This is a genomic window from Citrobacter telavivensis (assembly GCA_009363175.1).
In the GTDB taxonomy this organism is placed as follows: domain Bacteria; phylum Pseudomonadota; class Gammaproteobacteria; order Enterobacterales; family Enterobacteriaceae; genus Citrobacter_A; species Citrobacter_A telavivensis.
This window is the reverse complement of record CP045205.1, coordinates 1,130,931-1,150,073: the sequence shown is the minus strand read 5'-3', so window position 1 is coordinate 1,150,073 and position 19,143 is coordinate 1,130,931. Positions and strand designations below refer to the sequence as shown.

General features: G+C 53.9%; 20 protein-coding genes. 7 read left to right on the top strand and 13 right to left on the bottom strand.

Annotated elements, in window-relative coordinates:
- Nucleotides 1-124 precede the first annotated feature (124 nt).
- Entirely contained in the window at nt 125-178 is a 54-nt protein-coding gene (mgtL, locus tag GBC03_07720; protein ID QFS73943.1) for a mgtA regulatory leader peptide MgtL, read from the bottom strand.
- Between the two features lie 272 nt (nt 179-450).
- On the opposite strand from mgtL, the gene treR reads away from it, so the two are divergent.
- From treR to nrdG, 5 genes are all read left to right on the top strand, one after another.
- On the top strand, nt 451-1,398 hold the full coding sequence (gene treR, locus GBC03_07715) for an HTH-type transcriptional regulator TreR (GenBank protein QFS70100.1): 948 nt from the start codon (nt 451-453) through the stop codon (nt 1,396-1,398).
- A 146-nt stretch (nt 1,399-1,544) separates the two neighbouring features.
- Entirely contained in the window at nt 1,545-2,963 is a 1,419-nt protein-coding gene (treB, locus tag GBC03_07710; protein QFS73942.1) for a PTS trehalose transporter subunit IIBC, read from the top strand.
- A 47-nt stretch (nt 2,964-3,010) separates the two neighbouring features.
- Nucleotides 3,011-4,666 carry an alpha,alpha-phosphotrehalase gene (treC, locus tag GBC03_07705; GenBank protein ID QFS70099.1) on the top strand — a complete coding sequence of 552 codons (1,656 nt, stop codon included), beginning with the start codon at nt 3,011-3,013 and terminating at the stop codon, nt 4,664-4,666.
- 409 nt (nt 4,667-5,075) lie between these two features.
- Entirely contained in the window at nt 5,076-7,214 is a 2,139-nt protein-coding gene (nrdD, locus tag GBC03_07700; protein QFS70098.1) for an anaerobic ribonucleoside-triphosphate reductase, read from the top strand.
- Between the two features lie 121 nt (nt 7,215-7,335).
- Entirely contained in the window at nt 7,336-7,800 is a 465-nt protein-coding gene (nrdG, locus tag GBC03_07695; protein QFS70097.1) for an anaerobic ribonucleoside-triphosphate reductase-activating protein, read from the top strand.
- 8 nt (nt 7,801-7,808) lie between these two features.
- On the opposite strand, the gene GBC03_07690 is transcribed toward nrdG, so the two are convergent.
- The 11 genes from GBC03_07690 to GBC03_07640 all read right to left on the bottom strand — a co-directional run bounded on the left by GBC03_07690 (nt 7,809) and on the right by GBC03_07640 (nt 15,799).
- On the bottom strand, nt 7,809-8,093 hold the full coding sequence (locus tag GBC03_07690; protein ID QFS70096.1) for a type II toxin-antitoxin system mRNA interferase toxin, RelE/StbE family: 285 nt from the start codon (nt 8,091-8,093) through the stop codon (nt 7,809-7,811).
- On the bottom strand, nt 8,083-8,325 hold the full coding sequence (locus tag GBC03_07685) for a type II toxin-antitoxin system RelB/DinJ family antitoxin (protein QFS70095.1): 243 nt from the start codon (nt 8,323-8,325) through the stop codon (nt 8,083-8,085). Before GBC03_07685 ends, GBC03_07690 begins: the two co-directional genes overlap by 11 nt.
- Before the next feature lie 77 nt (nt 8,326-8,402).
- Nucleotides 8,403-10,313, bottom strand: coding sequence for a PRD domain-containing protein (locus GBC03_07680; protein ID QFS70094.1), 1,911 nt, complete (start codon nt 10,311-10,313; stop codon nt 8,403-8,405).
- An 18-nt stretch (nt 10,314-10,331) separates the two neighbouring features.
- Nucleotides 10,332-11,072 carry an oxo-acid lyase gene (locus GBC03_07675; GenBank protein ID QFS70093.1) on the bottom strand — a complete coding sequence of 247 codons (741 nt, stop codon included), beginning with the start codon at nt 11,070-11,072 and terminating at the stop codon, nt 10,332-10,334.
- Nucleotides 11,069-12,187, bottom strand: coding sequence for a DgaE family pyridoxal phosphate-dependent ammonia lyase (locus GBC03_07670; protein QFS70092.1), 1,119 nt, complete (start codon nt 12,185-12,187; stop codon nt 11,069-11,071). Before GBC03_07670 ends, GBC03_07675 begins: the two co-directional genes overlap by 4 nt.
- Nucleotides 12,171-13,304 carry an amidohydrolase/deacetylase family metallohydrolase gene (locus GBC03_07665; protein QFS70091.1) on the bottom strand — a complete coding sequence of 378 codons (1,134 nt, stop codon included), beginning with the start codon at nt 13,302-13,304 and terminating at the stop codon, nt 12,171-12,173. The genes GBC03_07670 and GBC03_07665 overlap by 17 nt, the downstream gene beginning before the upstream one ends.
- Nucleotides 13,305-13,347: 43 nt before the next feature.
- On the bottom strand, nt 13,348-13,992 hold the full coding sequence (locus GBC03_07660; GenBank protein ID QFS70090.1) for a DUF4310 family protein: 645 nt from the start codon (nt 13,990-13,992) through the stop codon (nt 13,348-13,350).
- A gap of 11 nt (nt 13,993-14,003) precedes the next feature.
- A complete protein-coding gene (locus tag GBC03_07655) occupies nt 14,004-14,780 on the bottom strand; it encodes a DUF4311 domain-containing protein (protein QFS70089.1) in 777 nt (258 codons plus the stop codon).
- Between the two features lie 22 nt (nt 14,781-14,802).
- Entirely contained in the window at nt 14,803-15,102 is a 300-nt protein-coding gene (locus GBC03_07650; GenBank protein ID QFS70088.1) for a DUF4312 family protein, read from the bottom strand.
- Between the two features lie 2 nt (nt 15,103-15,104).
- Nucleotides 15,105-15,467: a hypothetical protein gene (locus tag GBC03_07645; protein QFS70087.1), complete on the bottom strand. Its 363-nt coding sequence runs from the start codon at nt 15,465-15,467 to the stop codon at nt 15,105-15,107.
- Between the two features lie 11 nt (nt 15,468-15,478).
- Nucleotides 15,479-15,799, bottom strand: coding sequence for a glycine dehydrogenase (locus tag GBC03_07640; GenBank protein ID QFS70086.1), 321 nt, complete (start codon nt 15,797-15,799; stop codon nt 15,479-15,481).
- Between the two features lie 391 nt (nt 15,800-16,190).
- Between GBC03_07640 and GBC03_07635 the strand changes: the two genes are divergently transcribed.
- Nucleotides 16,191-16,709 carry a ClbS/DfsB family four-helix bundle protein gene (locus tag GBC03_07635; protein ID QFS70085.1) on the top strand — a complete coding sequence of 173 codons (519 nt, stop codon included), beginning with the start codon at nt 16,191-16,193 and terminating at the stop codon, nt 16,707-16,709.
- A 157-nt stretch (nt 16,710-16,866) separates the two neighbouring features.
- On the opposite strand, the gene GBC03_07630 is transcribed toward GBC03_07635, so the two are convergent.
- Complete coding sequence (locus tag GBC03_07630; GenBank protein ID QFS70084.1) at nt 16,867-17,784, bottom strand: LysR family transcriptional regulator; 918 nt, start codon at nt 17,782-17,784, stop codon at nt 16,867-16,869.
- A 308-nt stretch (nt 17,785-18,092) separates the two neighbouring features.
- On the opposite strand from GBC03_07630, the gene GBC03_07625 reads away from it, so the two are divergent.
- Nucleotides 18,093-19,121, top strand: a complete 1,029-nt coding sequence (locus GBC03_07625) for an alpha/beta hydrolase (protein ID QFS70083.1) — start codon at nt 18,093-18,095, stop codon at nt 19,119-19,121.
- Nucleotides 19,122-19,143: the final 22 nt, after the last annotated feature.

The following is a 19,143-nucleotide window of genomic DNA, read 5'->3' as shown; positions in this document are numbered from 1 at the left end:
AGACGGGCGCAGAAATATCCTTCAGGCGCGGCAAAGCCTTACCTGGCAGGTAACATGATTTTCTTAAACAGGGACGTTAACGCGTCACTGTCTTACATCACCGGTAAGACAGCGAAGGGCAGGCTTACCGGAAAGAACGTGTTCTCCATTTCGGGAGAGGGGTGGGATCGGGATCCATAAAGCCTCCGGTAAGTGAATGATTTAGCCCGCAGATTATAAGTTGTAGATCATAATATTTGTGGCATCTATGGCGTTATAATAACTCCCGGCAATTAAACAAAACATATACACAAAACCATTCGGCTTGCATCCCGGCGGAAAAGGAATGAACGACGCCAACGCAGAGGCAGCGTGAAGGATGACGTGTATAAACCAGACTTTGCCCATTGAGGTTTCTACGAGTAAAGTTACCCTCTTATCATCTTTTGCAGCGTACCACGGGAAAACAGGATGCAAAATCGGCTGACAATCAAAGACATTGCCCGCTTAAGCGGCGTGGGGAAATCCACCGTTTCCCGTGTGCTCAACAACGAAAGTGGCGTCAGTGAACGGACTCGCGAACGTGTCGAAGCAGTAATGAATCAGCACGGATTTTCCCCCTCTCGTTCGGCCCGCGCCATGCGCGGCCAAAGCGATAAAGTGGTCGCCATCATTGTGACTCGTCTCGATTCACTGTCGGAAAACCTTGCCGTACAGACGATGCTGCCGGTGTTTTATGAGCAGGGTTATGATCCCATCATGATGGAAAGCCAGTTTTCCCCAGAAAAAGTGGAAGAGCACCTGGGAATGTTGAAACGCCGCAACATCGACGGAGTGGTGCTGTTTGGCTTTACCGGCATCCCCGACGCGATGATCGCCCCGTGGCAGGCATCGCTGGTGTTGCTGGCACGTGATGCGAAAGGCTTTGCTTCCGTCTGCTATGACGACGATGGAGCGATTAAAATCCTGATGCAGCGCCTGTACGATCAGGGGCATCGCCACATCAGTTTCCTCGGCGTTCCGCACAGTGACGTCACCACCGGCAAGCGCCGCCATGACGCCTATCTCAGCTTTTGCAAACAACATAAGTTACATCCCGTCGCAGCCCTGCCAGGTCTGGCGATGAAGCAAGGCTATGAGCATGCCGCGAGTGTCATTACACCGGACACTACCGCGCTGGTATGCGCCACTGATACCCTCGCGCTCGGCGCCAGTAAGTATTTGCAGGAGCAGCGGATCGATAACCTGCAGCTGGCGAGTGTCGGCAATACGCCGCTGATGAAATTCCTGCATCCGGAGATCGTCACGGTCGATCCCGGCTATGCCGAAGCCGGACGCCAGGCGGCGGCCCAACTGATCGAGCAGATCAACGGACGCAGCGATCTGCGCCAGATCGTCATTCCTTCCACCCTTTCCTGAATCATTGTCGATCGCTTTCTGAACGATAATTTGTGATCTTCACTGCGTTTCGGGAACGTTCCCATTTTTAATTTTTTATCCCGGATATACTCTGTGGCCATCGCACAACAACCCCCTTTTCACAGTCATCGCCACGAGGCTTCATGATGAGCAAAGTTAAACAAGCGGATATTGACCGGCTGATAGCGCTGGTAGGTGGGCGAGAGAATATCGCCACAGTGAGTCACTGTATTACGCGCCTGCGCTTTGTGCTGAATCAGCCAGCAAACGCCAGACCGAAAGAAATCGAAGAATTACCGATGGTCAAAGGCTGCTTTACCAACGCCGGTCAGTTCCAGGTGGTGATTGGCACCGAGGTCGGCGATTACTACAAAGCGCTGCTGGCGACCACCGGACAGGCACACGCCGATAAAGAGCAGGCGAAAAAAGCGGCTCGCCAGAACATGAAATGGCATGAGCAGTTGATCTCCCACTTCGCTGAAATCTTCTTTCCGCTGCTGCCGGCGCTGATCAGCGGGGGCTTGATTTTAGGTTTTCGTAACGTCATTGGCGACCTGCCGATGAACAACGGCCAGACGCTGGCGCAGATGTATCCGGCGCTGAAAACCATTTATGACTTCCTGTGGCTGATTGGCGAAGCCATCTTCTTCTATCTGCCGGTGGGTATCTGCTGGTCGGCGGTGAAAAAAATGGGCGGCACGCCGATCCTCGGCATCGTACTTGGCGTTACGCTGGTGTCTCCGCAGTTGATGAACGCTTATCTGTTGGGACAACAGGTGCCAGACGTGTGGAACTTTGGCTTGTTCAGCGTCGCCAAAGTGGGCTATCAGGCACAGGTCATTCCGGCGCTGCTGGCCGGTCTGGCGCTGGGCATGATTGAAACGCGTCTGAAGCGCATCGTGCCGGATTACCTGTACCTTGTTGTGGTACCGGTGTGTTCGCTGATCCTCGCGGTATTCCTCGCCCATGCGCTGATCGGTCCGTTTGGCCGCATGATTGGCGACGGCGTGGCGTTTGCGGTTCGCCATCTGATGACCGGCAGCTTCGCCCCGATTGGCGCTGCGCTGTTCGGCTTCCTGTACGCCCCGCTGGTGATTACCGGCGTGCATCAGACCACGCTCGCCATTGATATGCAGATGATCCAGAGCATGGGGGGAACCCCGGTATGGCCGCTGATTGCCCTTTCCAACATCGCGCAGGCTTCTGCGGTGGTGGGCATTATTATCGCCAGCCGTAAACAGAACGAACGCGAGATCTCTGTTCCTGCCGCGATCTCCGCCTATCTGGGGGTCACTGAGCCGGCAATGTACGGTATCAACCTGAAATACCGCTTCCCGATGCTCTGCGCGATGATCGGCTCCGGCCTTGCCGGGCTACTCTGCGGCCTGTACGGGGTGATGGCTAACGGCATCGGCGTCGGCGGATTGCCGGGCATCCTCTCTATCCAACCGACTTACTGGCAGGTGTACGCCGTCGCGATGGCGATCGCCATTGTCATCCCGATCGTGCTGACCTCCGTGGTCTACCAGCGTAAATACCGTCAGGGCACGTTACAGATTGTTTGATTTTATTCGGGGCGCAATTGCGCCCCTCGCATAACCAGGAAATGACTATGAATACCCTTCCCCACTGGTGGCAAAACGGCGTCATCTACCAGATCTACCCCAGAAGTTTTCAGGATACGACCGGCTCCGGCACCGGCGATTTACGTGGCGTGACTCAGCGCCTCGACTATCTGCATAAACTGGGCGTGGATGCCATCTGGTTGACGCCGTTCTATATCTCACCGCAGGTGGATAATGGCTACGATGTCGCCAACTACATGGCAATCGATCCCGCCTACGGTACGCTGGACGATTTCGACGAACTGGTCGCCCAGGCAAAAGCGCGCGGGATCCGCATTATTCTCGATATGGTGTTTAATCACACCTCCACGCAGCACGCCTGGTTTCGTGAGGCGCTCGACAAAGACAGCCCGTATCGCGAGTTTTACATCTGGCGCGACGGCACGCCCGATACGCTGCCCAACAACTGGCGTTCCAAGTTTGGCGGTCACGCCTGGCAATGGCATGCGCAGAGCGAACAGTATTACCTGCACCTCTTCGCCCCGGAACAGGCGGATCTGAACTGGGAAAACCCTGCCGTTCGCGCCGAGCTGAAAAAAGTCTGCGAATTCTGGGCCGATCGCGGCGTGGATGGCCTGCGCCTGGACGTCGTTAATCTCATCTCCAAAGATCAGAGCTTCCCCAATGACCTTGACGGCGATGGTCGCCGCTTTTACACCGATGGGCCGCGGGCGCATGAATTTCTGCATGAGATGAACCGCGACGTCTTTACGCCGCGCAAGCTGATGACGGTCGGCGAGATGTCCTCTACCACGCTGGAACATTGCCAGCGCTACGCCGCGCTGGACGGTAGCGAACTGTCGATGACCTTCAATTTTCATCACCTGAAGGTTGATTATCCTGACGGAGAAAAATGGACACTGGCGAAACCCGATTTTATCGCGCTGAAGACCCTGTTCCGCCACTGGCAGCAAGGGATGCACAACGTCGCGTGGAATGCGCTGTTCTGGTGTAACCACGATCAGCCGCGCATCGTGTCGCGCTTCGGCGACGAAGGTGAATATCGGGTGCCGGCAGCGAAAATGCTGGCGATGGTGCTGCACGGCATGCAGGGGACGCCATACATCTACCAGGGTGAAGAGATCGGCATGACCAATCCGCACTTCACCCGGATCACCGACTACCGTGATGTGGAAAGCCATAACATGTTTGCTGAGTTGCGGGCTGAAGGTCGCGATGCCAATGAACTGCTGGCAATCCTGGCCAGTAAATCCCGCGACAACAGTCGTACGCCGATGCAGTGGGATAACCGCAAAAACGCAGGCTTCAGCCAGGGCGAACCGTGGATCCCGTTGTGCGATAACTACACGGACATCAACGTGGAGAACGCGCTCGGCGATAACGCGTCGGTGTTTTACACCTACCAACGGCTGATCGCGCTACGCAAATCAGAACCGGTACTCACCTGGGGCGACTATCAGGATCTGTTGCCAGACAGCCCGTATCTCTGGTGCTATCGCCGCGAATGGCAGGGGCAAACGCTGCTGGTCATTGCCAACCTGAGCGGCGAATGTCAGGCCTGGCAACCGGAGTCGTGCCGTGGTAGCTGGCAGGTACTGATGCACAACTATGAGGAAGTTTCACCGCAGCCGACGGCAATGACGCTGCGTCCTTTCGAAGCCATCTGGTGGCTTCAGAAGTAATCGGTTGGTCCCCTCTTGCCCGGAGAAGGAAGACTTCCCGGGCAAAATCCCTCTCCCCGCCTTAGCTAACTGTTTTTGCTGAATAAATAATCAGATTTTTCTATGTCACAATTTACAATCGCTATAACGCCCGCCAACTGTACGCTCTGATTTTTACTTTGCGCTATATCAAAAAAATCGCAAACACTTTTGATGCAAATCACTATATATAGAACTTAAAATGCAATCCGCCCCAACATGTTGTATTAATCAACTACATTTACAACAACGATGATGTCCACAGTCAGGGTGACATTGTGGATAACATGGGACTGGACTGCGGGAAGTGATTGGATAGAGAGATGAATAACCATATCAATGCTTCCCGAGCCTCTGTGGATAACCTGTTCTTACAAATTATGGAGTGATCATGACACCGCATGTGATGAAACGAGATGGCTGTAAAGTGCCGTTTAAATCAGAGCGCATCAAAGAAGCCATTCTGCGTGCAGCTAAAGCAGCGGGAGTCGATGACGCAGATTACTGCGCCACCGTCGCAGAAGTCGTAAGCAGCCAGATGGACGCGCGTAGCCAGGTCGATATTAATGAGATCCAGACTGCGGTTGAGAACCAACTGATGTCGGGTCCTTACAAGCAACTCGCACGCGCCTACATTGAATACCGTCATGACCGTGATATTCAGCGTGAAAAACGCGGTCGCCTGAACCAGGAAATTCGCGGCCTGGTGGAGCAAACCAACTCCGCGTTGCTCAATGAGAACGCCAACAAAGACAGCAAAGTCATTCCGACCCAGCGCGACCTGCTGGCCGGTATCGTGGCCAAACACTACGCTCGTCAGCACTTGCTGCCGCGTGATGTCGTGCAGGCGCACGAGCGCGGTGACATTCACTATCACGATCTCGACTATTCCCCATTCTTCCCGATGTTTAACTGCATGCTGATCGATCTGAAAGGGATGCTGACGCAGGGCTTTAAGATGGGTAATGCGGAGATCGAGCCGCCAAAATCGATCTCTACCGCCACCGCCGTGACCGCGCAAATCATCGCGCAGGTCGCCAGCCATATTTACGGCGGCACCACCATTAACCGCATTGATGAAGTGCTGGCGCCGTTCGTGACCGCCAGCTTCAAAAAGCACCGTAAAACGGCGGAAGAGTGGCAAATTCCGGATGCCGACGGCTATGCGCATTCCCGTACCGAGAAAGAGTGCTACGACGCATTCCAGTCTCTGGAGTATGAGGTCAATACGCTGCATACCGCCAACGGCCAGACGCCGTTCGTCACCTTTGGTTTCGGTCTGGGCACCAGCTGGGAATCGCGCCTGATTCAGCAATCCATTCTGCGTAACCGTATCGCTGGCCTGGGCAAAAATCGCAAGACCGCCGTGTTCCCGAAACTGGTGTTTGCGATTCGTGACGGTCTGAACCACAAATTTGGCGATCCAAACTACGACATCAAACAACTGGCGCTGGAGTGTGCCAGCAAACGTATGTATCCGGACATCCTGAACTACGATCAGGTCGTGAAAGTCACCGGTTCGTTCAAAACCCCGATGGGCTGCCGCAGCTTCCTCGGCGTGTGGGAAAACGAACAGGGCGAACAGGTTCACGATGGGCGTAATAACCTCGGCGTGATCAGCCTTAACCTGCCACGTATCGCACTGGAAGCGGGCGGTGATGAGCCGACGTTCTGGAAGTTGCTGGACGATCGTCTGATACTGGCGCGTAAAGCGCTGATGACCCGAATCGCCCGTCTGGAAGGCGTCAAAGCCCGCGTCGCACCGATCCTGTATATGGAAGGGGCCTGCGGCGTACGTCTGAAAGCCGATGATGACATTGCGGAAATCTTTAAAAACGGTCGCGCGTCAATTTCGCTAGGCTATATCGGTATCCACGAAACCATCAACGCCCTGTTTGGCGATACGCATCTGTATGACAGCGAAGTACTGCGCGCGAAAGCTGTCGCCATTGTTGCGCATCTGCGTCAGGCCGTCGATCAGTGGAAAGAAGAGACGGGTTACGGCTTTAGCCTGTACAGCACGCCGAGTGAAAACCTGTGTGACCGTTTCTGCCGTCTGGATACCGCCGAGTTTGGCGTTGTGCCGGGCGTCACTGATAAAGGCTACTACACCAACAGTTTCCACCTCGACGTAGAGAAGAAGGTAAATCCGTACGACAAAATCGATTTCGAAGCGCCTTATCCGCCGCTGGCGAGCGGTGGCTTCATTTGCTACGGCGAGTACCCGAACATCCAGCACAACCTGAAAGCGCTGGAAGACGTCTGGGACTACAGCTATCAGCATGTGCCGTATTACGGCACCAATACGCCAATCGATGAATGCTATGAGTGTGGCTTTACCGGCGAGTTCGAGTGCACCAGTAAAGGCTTCACCTGTCCGAAGTGCGGTAACCACGACGCCGCACGCGTGTCGGTTACCCGCCGCGTATGTGGTTATTTAGGCAGCCCGGACGCACGCCCATTTAACGCCGGTAAACAGGAAGAAGTGAAACGTCGCGTTAAGCATTTAGGGAATGGGCAGATCGGTTAATTTCCGTTTGCAAAGGCCGTAGGCCTGATAAGACGCAATCGCGTCGCCATCAGGCATCACAATGTTGCCGGATGGCGGTGCAAGCACCTTATCCGGCCTACATTCTTTCTGGACATCCTCTATGCAATATCATCAATATTATCCTGTCGACATCGTTAACGGCCCCGGAACTCGCTGCACCCTGTTTGTTTCAGGGTGCGTGCACGAATGCCCGGGCTGCTACAACAAAAGCACCTGGCGACTGAATTCAGGCCAGCCGTTCACGAAAGAAATGGAAGACCAGATCATTAACGATCTGAACGATACGCGGATCCACCGCCAGGGGATCTCCCTTTCCGGCGGCGATCCGCTTCATCCGCAGAACGTACCGGATATTCTGAAACTGGTGCAACGCATTCGCGCTGAATGTGCGGGCAAAGATATCTGGGTGTGGACCGGCTATAAGCTGGATGAACTCAATGCCGCGCAAATGCAGGTTGTGGATCTCATCAACGTGCTGGTCGACGGTAAGTATGTGCAGGATCTGAAAGACCCGGCGCTGATCTGGCGCGGCAGCAGCAACCAGGTTGTGCACCATTTGCGGTAACGTCCCCGTCAAAGCCGTTTGTCAGCGTCCTGATAAACGGCCGATTTTTCCCGCTTACCGATCGCAATCACCAATACCAGAATCTGTGCGCCTTTCACCTGATAAACCAGCCTGAAACCCGACGCCTTGAGTTTTATCTTGTAGCAATCAGGAAAGTCATGAAGCCGGGCGGAGGAGAGCCGTGGATGTGAAAGCACCTCAGCCAATTTCTTCCTGAACTGGTTTTTCACCGCTTCACCCAACTTTTGCCATTCCTTCAGCGCCCGCGGATCAAACGCCAGTTCATAGCGCATCCAGTCTGACCTTAATGGCCTCTTGCGGATCGGCCAGTCGCTCCCTGACAGTACGCAATAACGCTTCTTCGCTATCACTGACAGTGAGTGTCTTTACCGGCATGCGTCCATTTTCAGCCACATACTGAAACAGCAGTCTTACCGCTTCAGTAGGCGTAATATTGAGTTTTTCCAGCACGGCATACGCCTCGTTTTTGAGTTTGTCATCCAGACGGACGTTCAATGTGGCCATTATGCCTCCAGAGAAAAAAGAAATGTAATGCATTATAGCATTACATCTGCATTACATTCATATCTGGATAATGGCTCTCAAAAACGACTCACGCACTCCATCGCCACCGCTTTAAACTCGGCGAAGTTCTGGCTGCTGCACAGCCGCGTCATGGCGCGCTCGCGCAGGAACGTGACGAAGATATCGTAGATAGCCATTGCCTCTTCGTACTCGCTTTTGCTGATGGCGAGTAAAAAGATCACGTGCGCGGTCTCGTCACCCCAGGCGATGCCCTGTGGGGCGAGCACCGTATAGACCACCGTTTTTTTCGCCAGCAGTCCGAGGGCGTGCGGCAGCGCAATACTGTCACCAAGCATCGTGCTGACGATCGCCTCACGCTCAACTACCGAGTCGAGGAATTCCGCATCGACAAATCCTTCACTCTGCAACCGATCGCACAAGGTTTTAAACAGCGTCTGCTGATCCATCTCACCGTCGATAATACAAAAATGTGCGGCATCGAAGTATTTGTTCAGCATCCACGGACGGGTTCTGTCCACCAGCACCAACTTACCGATCTGTTCCAGTTGATAGTCAGTAGGGAACGGGGCGATCTGCACGACCGGTTTGTCTTTCTCACCGATCCGCGCCGTGGCGATCACAAAGTCCTCCGCGATGCTCTCGCGCTGTTCGTAATCGCGCAGCGTCAGCGTATGCACAATTTCAATCTGCGGATATTTGCGTGCCAGTACCGCTTCAATCATGCGCACCATCGCATTTCCCGCGTCACAAACCAGCAGGACTTTTGGCTGGCGTTGGTAACCGATGTTGTAACTACGTTCAAGTCCAACGCCGATGTGCAACACCAGAAAGCCGATCTCGTTTTCGCTGATGGCGTAAGGGGTGTATTTGCCCCAACTGGAAACCGCCGCCAGGGTCATATCCCACGCCATTGGATAGTGCTGCTTGATGTTTTCCAGTAGCGGATTCGGGATCATTATCTGATAGCGCACCCGTGTGATCATCGTTTTGATGTGAGTGAGTAAATCCGCGTGAAGCTGTTTATCATTCAACAGGTTATAGTTGTACTGGCTGTTGATAAACCGCAGAATGTAATTGACCAGCGCTTCTTCATCGTCGGCATTGATCGCGCTGGGGGCAATTTCCTGCACCTGCCGCGCCGCGATATGCACCTTCAGCCAGTTCTCTTCCGATACCGAGAGCGGATGATTTGCCAGATGCTGCACCACAGCGGCAATCTCACGCGCCGCCAGGCATACGTTCTCTTCCACCTCTTCGGTGGTGAACTCCGACAGCGGATACCCTTCGCTGATGCGGCGTACCGCGACCGCGCAGTACAGCCGCAAAAACAGTTCGCCTTCGTCGGTAAGGCGAATATGGAAGCGGTTGAAGATCTCCTCAAGGAGAGGTTGAAGCTGCGACGGCACACCGGCATACAGCGCCTCTTCAGTCACCAGCGGATTAGCAGGATCCTGCTGCGCCAGCGTCCAGAGAAGATCGGTCAGGCAGGCGCGGATCGCCATCTCGCTGCCGAACAGTTTCATGCCATGGCGAGGGCGGGTTTCCAGCGTCAGATGATAGCGTTGCAGCCATTCACGTACTTCCGCCATGTCATTTTGTAACGTCGCCCGGCTGACAAACCATTCATCAGCTAAATCTTCGAGTTTGAGAGAAAAAGCGGACGTCAGAAAGCGCACCATCAGATAGTGCACGCGTTCCTGACTGGTTCGCGGAATTCGCAGCGCGCTGGGCTGCTGCGATTGCAGGGACTGATAGCTTGCCGGGTCATCGATCCTGAGCTGATAACCGTTGCCCCGGCTGAGGATAAACTGCGCGCCATGCTGAGTCAGCAGGGCGTTGAGCGCAGTAATATCGGCACGAACAGTACGTGTGGAAACCGACAACCGCTGCGCCAGCTCATCCTGTGGCAGCGTCTCGTTTTGCAACATAGTAAACAGTTGCGCCAAACGTTGGTTGGGGAATCGCACATCACTCTCCTCGTTATTTTAACCTACACACGTCCGGGTAAACGCAAGCAGCTGGCGCACATCGTCCGGACGGGTGTTCCCACTTACCTTATCAATAATAGAACTATAAATGTGAGGAATGATTTTACTGACGCCAGCGTCGAGGGCAATTTGCAAAATCTCAGCGTAGTTTTCCAGATCGATGCCACCGGTCGGTTCCAGCCAGAAATCATGACGCGCACAGGCCTCTGCCACCGCTTTATATTCGTCACGGCATTTCAGCCCCCCCATCGGGAAGTATTTGATCGAGCTCCCCCCCATATCTTTCAGCAATGCGATAGCCGTTTCGACCGGGACAATGCCGTCCGCCGCTTTGCTGCTCAGCGGTCCGGTGGAAATTTTCACCAGACCCGGCGTGCCGGTTGGCGATACCAGACCGTTAACCACCGTCTCACTCTGCCCGAGCAGGGCGCGGCTGGTTGCCACGCCGGTGAACACCTGGTTGACGTGCTGCGGCTGAACCTGGCGGGAGATTTCACTGACCATCGCCGACTGGTTCGGATCGCCCGCCCCCAGCCCGACAGACAGCGCGTTGTTGATAAGCTTCGCGTAGTCGCGCATATCCGCCACCGCGCTTTCGACATCCGGGTAATTTTTGGAGAGCACGCCGACCAGCACATGACCTTCCGCCGCATCGTAAATATCTCGAGCGTTCTCTTTCGAGCCAGCCAATACGTTCAGGCAGACGCGATCGCGGTAAAAGTTCGGGGTCAGTTTCATGCTTGTTTCTCCTGATTAATTACGTCGCCAATACGGCGCGCCACAATATCCAGTTGTGCGCGGTCTACGCTGCGCACATCCGCTTCAATAATCCCTTCGTTGGCTTTGTAGCCACGGAAGTAAATCGCGTATTCGCCCTGCTTGAGCGCTTCCACCAGTTCGCCCGTTGCGATGCCGGTAACGGCTTCATCGAACTTAATTTCTGCACGGGCGATATCCCGTCCGGCGCTATCCCACACCACGCGAGCGGTCACCCCGTTGAGTGCATTGAGTGCGTCAATAAACGGCGTCATTTTTTCAACCATCTCCGCGCCGCTCTCTTTCTGAGCATGCAGATAGAGTTCAATGGCGCAGGTCAGACCGAGAATGCCCTCTTTGCCGACCTTCATCGCCCGGCCAATGCCCGCTGTCTGGCGTTTCACCCACTCGACGTACTGCGTTTTACCGATGACCAGTCCGCTGGTTGGCCCTTCAATGGCCTTCGCACCGCTGTAGATCACTAGATCCGCGCCGGAACGGTAGTAGCACTGCAGATCTTCTTCCGCCGCCGCATCGACAATCAACGGCAGATTATGTTTACGCGCCACCACGACGGCCTGCTCAACGCTGAGCATACTTTTCTGCACGCAGTGGTGGGATTTGATGTACAGGATCGCCGCCGTACGCGGGGTGATCGCCGCGGCCAGTTGTGCGGCAGAGCACTCATTGGCATAACCCGCTTCCACCAGCTTGCCGCCGCCCAGCGCCACCATCGTGCCGACCGGCGCGCCAAAGTTGACGTTATGACCTCTCGGCAGCACGATTTCGTTATTTTCAATCGGCGTGACATGCAGGTTTTCCAACAGCCAGTCGCTGTCCTGAACCAGCACGGCAGCCACCGACTGGGCGATACCCGCAGACGCACAGGAGACCACCGTCGCGCCCTCTACATCCAGCAGCTTCGCGATGTATTCCCCGGTTTTATTCACCAGATCTTTCATTTCAAAGTACTGGTTCATGCCGGCCATCGCCGCTTCCACCACTTCCGGGCGCGGCGTGGAAACGCCCAGCGCCGTCATACGTCCAGAGGTATTAATCACCTGCTTTAAATGGTATTTCTCAAAAATCGAAGGCATGTTCCGCGCTCCCTTGTTCGGTCATATAGCCCTTGCCCGCACGTATTGCGGCAAGCGGCACCAGCAGCTTCTCAGCCTGTAAGCTGTCATTTTCGGCATCCATCAGCACGGTTGGCTGATGCTTCAGCGTAAAGAGGGTTAAGTCAGCGTCCAGACCAGGCTGGAGGCGACCTTTAGATTTCAGGCGCAAGCCGTCGGCGGCATTGGCCGTCACGCAGTCGATGACCTGCGGCAGCGACATTCCGATGGCGAGGAATTTCGACATCACATTCGCCAGTGAATACACCGGGCCGCTGATACGGTTGCGGCAATAGATATCAGAGCTGATGGTCTGCGGCAGAATGCCTAAGCTGATGGCGCGTTTCGCCACCGCGAAACTCAGGCTGGCCGTGCCGTGTCCTACATCCAGACGCACGCCGCGCTGAATCGCCCGGGTGACCGACGCGCGCAGTTCGCCTTCCGGCGTCAGGATACGATTGGGTTTTCCGTTGTAGCAGTGGGTGATGATATCGCCCGCCGTCAGTCGCTCCGCAATCTCATCCAGATCCGGCGGGTTATTGCCGATGTGAACCATCAGGGGCAAATCACCGTTCTCTTGCTGCATCGCTTTGGCGCGATCCAGCGGTGTAATACCATTTTCACCCACCACGCTGCTGCTCATTCGCGCCTTCAGGCCAACGATAAAATCGGGATAACGTTTTACCGCCTGCTTCACCGCGTCGGCGTCGATGTTGGCCATATTCGCCAGCTCGTTTTGCGCAATCAATCCGACACGGGAGATGTTCAGTAGGGCATAGACTTCCGTCGCGGCTTCGCGCGTCAGGGTATAAAAATCATCAATATCGTCGGCACCGGTGCTGCCCGCATCCACAACGGTTGTCACGCCGGTGGCAATGCCTACGCTGTCCGGTTCGTCGTGATAAATCGGGGAGTTTGGATAGCAGTGGACGTGGGAATCAATCCATCCGGCGCTGACGTAACACTCGCCGTTGAGCTCAACGGTTTTCACCGCCGGGTCATTTATCTCACCTAACGCGGCGATTTTGCCGTCCTTCAGGGCGATGTCACAGACCGTATCGTCAACCAGACGCGCACGGCGCAGGAGTAAATCAAACATGTCTCTCTCCTGTTAGTGCGGGCGTTTTCACGCCCGCCGAGGGTTAGCTAATCGCAATCGGGAAGATTGAACCTAAAATCATTGCGCCAAGGATCGCGCCACCGGTGATCGGTTTCTGCCAGATGTAAAACAGCAGTGCGCCGACCAAAGAACCCACGCCGATAGGGATCGACGCCGTCATCGCGCTGAGGATGATCAGTGGACCGAGGAAACGACCCGAGGCGTTACCAGCCCCCATCATCACGTCCGCCCCGTAGGTCGAATCGCTCTGATTGATGGTGAACTTACGCGCCAGAATGATGACGTAACCGATCGCCAGACCAATCGCCAGCCCCGTAGCCAGAGAAGCGATAAAGTTCTCAACCGGGAACATAATGCCCGCGCCCAGCAGCAGCGCCGGAACCCCCAGACCCACACCGGTCTGAATCGCGCCGCCGATATCCAGAATCCCCACCAGAGAACCTTCGATAATACGGGCGAACAGGAAGCTGGCGCCAAATGCCGCCACCGCGCCGTACGATCCGGTATCAATTCCCGCTTTCAGCATGGCCACGAAAGCCACTTCGTTGAACGCGCCAATCCCGTACAGGTAGTACATGTGCGTCCCGGCAAATACGCCGGAGGAGAGCAGGCCAACGAAGATCGGGAAAGACCAGTCGGCAAACCAAAAACCTTTATTCTGTTCCATTGTGGCCTCCGTTATTTGCCGCTAAGCGAGTTGTGGATCAGTTCGAGCCAGTTCGGCACGGTCATGTGGAAGGATTCGATCATCTTCATGTCGAAGCCACGGAAGAAGCCGCTCAGGACGAACAGCAGAACAATCGCCGCCATCATCACTTTGGTCACATGGTTCCAGCCGCTCTCTTCAACGCCTTTACCGATCAGGATGCCCAGTACCAGACCCGGAACGGCGTTACCCATGATCAACTGCGCCGCGCCGCCGAAAACGGTTGCCCAGAAGCCCGATTTCTTACCGGCATCGATTGCCGCCAGCCAGAAGATCACTGGCATCACGGTGTTGACCAGCAGGTTTGCCGCAGGAACCAGTACCTTAACGGCGGTCACCTGCAACGCTTCCGGTACGGAAGAGGCCGTGAGGTTCAGGAAGGTCACGACGATCATGCCGATGATGCCGCAGGCAATCGCCATCTTTTTCGGGTCATGCAGCGTTTCACCGACGTTGCGGTTTTTGATCATCAGCGCTGCCGCGCCCCAGTTAGGAATAATGCGGTGATCCACGTCCTGTGTGAACGAGCCCGCCGCAACGGATGAGGCCCAGGCGTTGAAGAAAAAGCCCAGGCCAAACGAGAAGTGAGAAGCCGGATCCCCTTCACAGGAGTTCAGTTCCCCCAGAGTTCGAAACGCACCCATCCCCTGTGTGGTAGGCGCATGAAACATGCGTGCAGCCCCGGCCCCCACACCCACGCCGACGAGGGCACCGATGATGAGCGATTTTATTAAAATTATCAGGAACATAATTATGCCTTCTTAACAAGAATCAGCGTTGCGAGACAAAATCCACCTTGTCCAGATTGATGGCTGTCACGTTGACGGTCACATCCAGCTCCACGCTGTAAGTGCGTCGTTCCCGGCGCAGAAAGAAGAACAAAAACGCTTCTTTGCGCACCGCTTCACGCGCTTGAACAACCTGCACATCCTGTGGCTCAATACGCAGTAAAATATGCGGCGATGCCTTCATGACCGCGGCCTGAACGTGGTTCAGGGCATCGGCAAAGGCGCGCGTTTTGGCTTCGCCTTTACCGGTGACTCTCACCGTTGTGGTGAATTGTTCTTTCATACTTAGGCGCCGTATTTTTTCTGCCACGCCTGAACCAGACGCTCGCCAAGCTCTTCTTTATCCATAAAGCCGAACCCCAGCACGTTGCAGCCTTCGTTAATCGCCGTTACGCCTTCATCCACAGAGCGCATCCCGTATTTAGCCTTGTAGCCGTATTTGTTCTGTGCGGTGATAGCGCCCGCGCCGCCGCTGCCGCAAAAGGAGATGCCGAACGTGGCGTTTTCCGCTTTCATCACGTCCCCCAGTTTCATATCCGCGGCGACACCCGGTACCACCACCGCACGGCCACCGGCTTTCTCGACGCCTGCTGCCACTTTCTGGCCTTTCCCCAGACGATCGCCAATCACGACTGTAATCTGTTCCATGTTGTTGCTCCTTAAAGGTTGTCTTTCGCGACTTCAAAGTGGACGGACAGCAGCCAGGCCTCTTCCTCGGGAAGATTGCCAAACGCTGCGACCACGTCGCGGGCAAGCGCCATTGAATCGGCTGAAATTTCATCAAACAAACTGGCTTCCACTTCCGGCAAAGGCTCTCCGGTCACCGACCGGTGCGCCATGGCGCGAACGTGAGACGTCAGCATTTGTTCCTGTACGGCGTTGGGAATGATGTGATGTTCACGCAGCAAGGCATACACTTGCGCCAGCATGCGATCGGCCAGTTCACCAATCTGCGCCACCTGGTCCCCCATGTCGTTCATTACTGCTCCGTTATTCACTCGTCTTACCCCGTTAATGGCTCTGAGTTAAAACTAGCGGTGGGGGTCAAAAGTTTGTAGCGAGTTGTTTTCCACTTCGAAGTGGAAAGGCGAGTGGCAATAGTGATCTGTTCCACAAAAAAGGGGGTTTTGATGATTTATCGCTGGGAAAGTGTGATTTTATTCACAGATATCGAGGGTGTTTCGTGGCGACGCCAGCAGAGAAGAAAGTCTGAAACTGTGAGCAGAGCGCGCTTTTGAGCCGTATTATCGAAAAGAGTTATGACGAATCCTTGCAAGACATGACGCAAGGAGAGAGAAAATAACGGCCCGATGTTAAAACACCACACCGTTTCATCATGGTGTCATTTTCTTAAATGAGAAGGAATTCCTTATGAGTGTGCCTCAAACAAAAGCTGAATTACTTTTAGCCATTGATAAAAATTTCAGTAAATTAATCGGTTACCTTAATTCAATCCCGAACGAAATGACTTCCGATGACTCAATGGATGGGCACGCCAAAGGGACAGAGATGAGCGTTCGTGACCTTGTTTCGTATCTACTTGGATGGAATTCTCTGGTTGTAAAGTGGATCACTTTTGATGCGAAAGGTCAGCCGGTCGATTTTCCGGAAACAGGTTATAAATGGAACCAGCTTGGCCTCCTTGCTCAAAAATTTTACAAGGATTACAGCGCGTTAAGCTATGACTCCCTGATCGCTGAATTACAGGCTGTAAAAAATGAAATTGTGCGGCTTATTAATGAACGTACTGATGATGTTTTGTACGGTAAACCGTGGTACACAAAATGGACGATGGGGCGAATGATCTCATTTAACACCTCTTCGCCTTACGCCAATGCGAATGGAAGATTAAGAAAGTGGGCGAAAAATAAAAATATCAGTTTAAAGTAATCATCAAAGTGAAATTATAAATCTGCCCCCCTTCTTATTCGACGCTGCCAGGTCTACATGTCACAGGTAGCGTCGAACCACAAGCGGACAGATTAGGGCATAAAAATATATTGCTGCCATCCGGATTATATCAATGCGACAGGCTGGTTTTCCTGAATCACTTTTTCTTCTCTACGGATGGGCGCTTACGGTTAACGCGCAGAGCATCTATCACCAGTGAAAACGCGGGAGAGACTTGTTTGCGGCTGGGGTAATACAAATAGTACCCAGGAAAAGGCTTACACCACGGTTCAAGCACACGGATTAATCGACCTTTCTCAATATGTTCACCGAACTCTTCCTCCGGTAAAAAAGCGATTCCCATCCCCTCCAGAGCAGCATAGACAATGTGTTCTGACGTGTTGAACGTCACTTGCCCGCTCACCCGCACGTTCAAGTCGCCGCCGTCCTGATCAAAATCCCAGACATACAGCCCACCCGATCTCACCATTCTCTGATTTATACAGCAGTGTTGCGTCAGTTCATGGGGGGTTTGTGGAATGGGATAACGCGAAAAATAATCCGGTGAGGCTGCGGCCGCCATACGGAGTTCTGGTCCAATCGGTATGGCTATCATGTCTTTATCAATCGTGTCGCCCAGTCGCACTCCGGCGTCGAAACGGTCGGCGACAATATCGCGAAAACCGTGATTGGCGTCGAACTCAATATGAATATCAGGGTATTCACGCAACAGTGGCGTCAGTTTAGGTAACAGTGTGGTACGCAAAACGTTCGGCCCACAGGTGATTCGTACCGTACCGGCGGGTTTGTCTCGCAGCTCAGTGAGCATATCCAGTTCGGCTTCAATCTCATCAATGCGGTTGCCGATGGACTGCAACAACCGTTCTCCGGCAGCGGTGGGGGACACGCTGCGGGTGGTGCGGGTGAGAAGTCGAATTTGCAGGCGATTCTCAAGAGCGGAAATCGCCTGGCTGAGAGCCGGCTGTGTGACACCAAGATGTGCCGCCGCGCGGGTAAAACTTCCTTCGCGGGCAACGGTGACAAAATAAAGCAGGTCATTGAGATTGCGTTTCATCTGTCAGGCTTTCCCGATTAATAAGGTAATCTTATAAGCCTATTAAGCATTCATTAGCTAGTCAACCTACGCCTGCCGTGTAAAACTTTCCGCAAGAGATCATCGTGAACTGCATGTTTATTTATGCACTTTTTGTCGTTATTCCCATGAATAACGTCCGGCCCCGGCTTGCCTGAAGATGGCTGACCTGTATAGCGCACACGTTGTCGGATAATGCCGAGGCAGGAGATAGACGACCGATCGCCGCAACAGGGATGACCATTCTGACATCACGTAAAACACACCACGCACACGAGAGGATGAAATTCATGAAAAATATGACACTGGCGCTGGGGCTGTTAATCAGTTCATTCGCCGCCACCGCGGCGGATATGTCAAAAGGCGCGGACAACTTCTATAAAAGCGATAACGTTACCCAGCAAAAGGTCACGTTTAAGAATCAGTACCAGATGAACGTCGTGGGAAATTTGTTTATTCCAAAGACGCTGAATCAGAATGCGAAAAACCCAGCCATTGTCGTCGGACATCCGATGGGCGCGGTAAAAGAGCAAAGCTCGAACCTGTATGCCCAAAAACTGGCAGAGCAGGGTTTTGTGACGCTGGCGATCGATCTCTCTTTTTGGGGGGAAAGTGAAGGAAAGCCGGGGCATCTGGTTTCACCGGAAATTTATGCAGATGACTTCAGCGCGGCGGTCGATTACCTCAGTACCCAGCCGTATGTTGACCCAGAGAACATCGGCGTACTGGGTATCTGTGGCAGCGGGAGCTTTGCAATCAGTTCAGCCAAAATCGATCCACGTATGAAGGCGATTGCCACTGTCAGCATGTACGACATGGGCTCGGCGTTCCGTCATGGTCTGAATCATTCCCAGACGCCAGAACAGCGTCAGGCCTTTATTAAATCGGCTATCGAGCAGCGATTTGCAGAATTTAAAGGCGCAGAGAAGGCGTATATCCCGGGGACCGTTAACAAACTGGATGACTCAACGCCGGCCATTCAGCGTGAGTTCTTTGATTTTTACCGTACCGAGCGAGGCGGCTACACCCCGCAGGGTGAGAAAGAAGAACTGACCACCAAACCGCTGTTAAGCAGCATTGGTAAATTTATGAATTTCTATCCATTCAACGATATAGAAACGATTTCACCGCGCCCCATGCTGTTTATTACCGGGAACCAGGCGCATTCGAAAGAATTCAGCGAAGATGCCTGGAAACGTGCGGCTCAACCGAAGGAGCTGTATGTCGTTCCCGGGGCTGGTCATGTCGATTTGTATGACCGTACCGACCTGATTCCGTTCGAAAAGCTGACATCGTTCTTCAAAACGAATCTGAAGTAATGATTAAGGCCGCCCTTGTAAA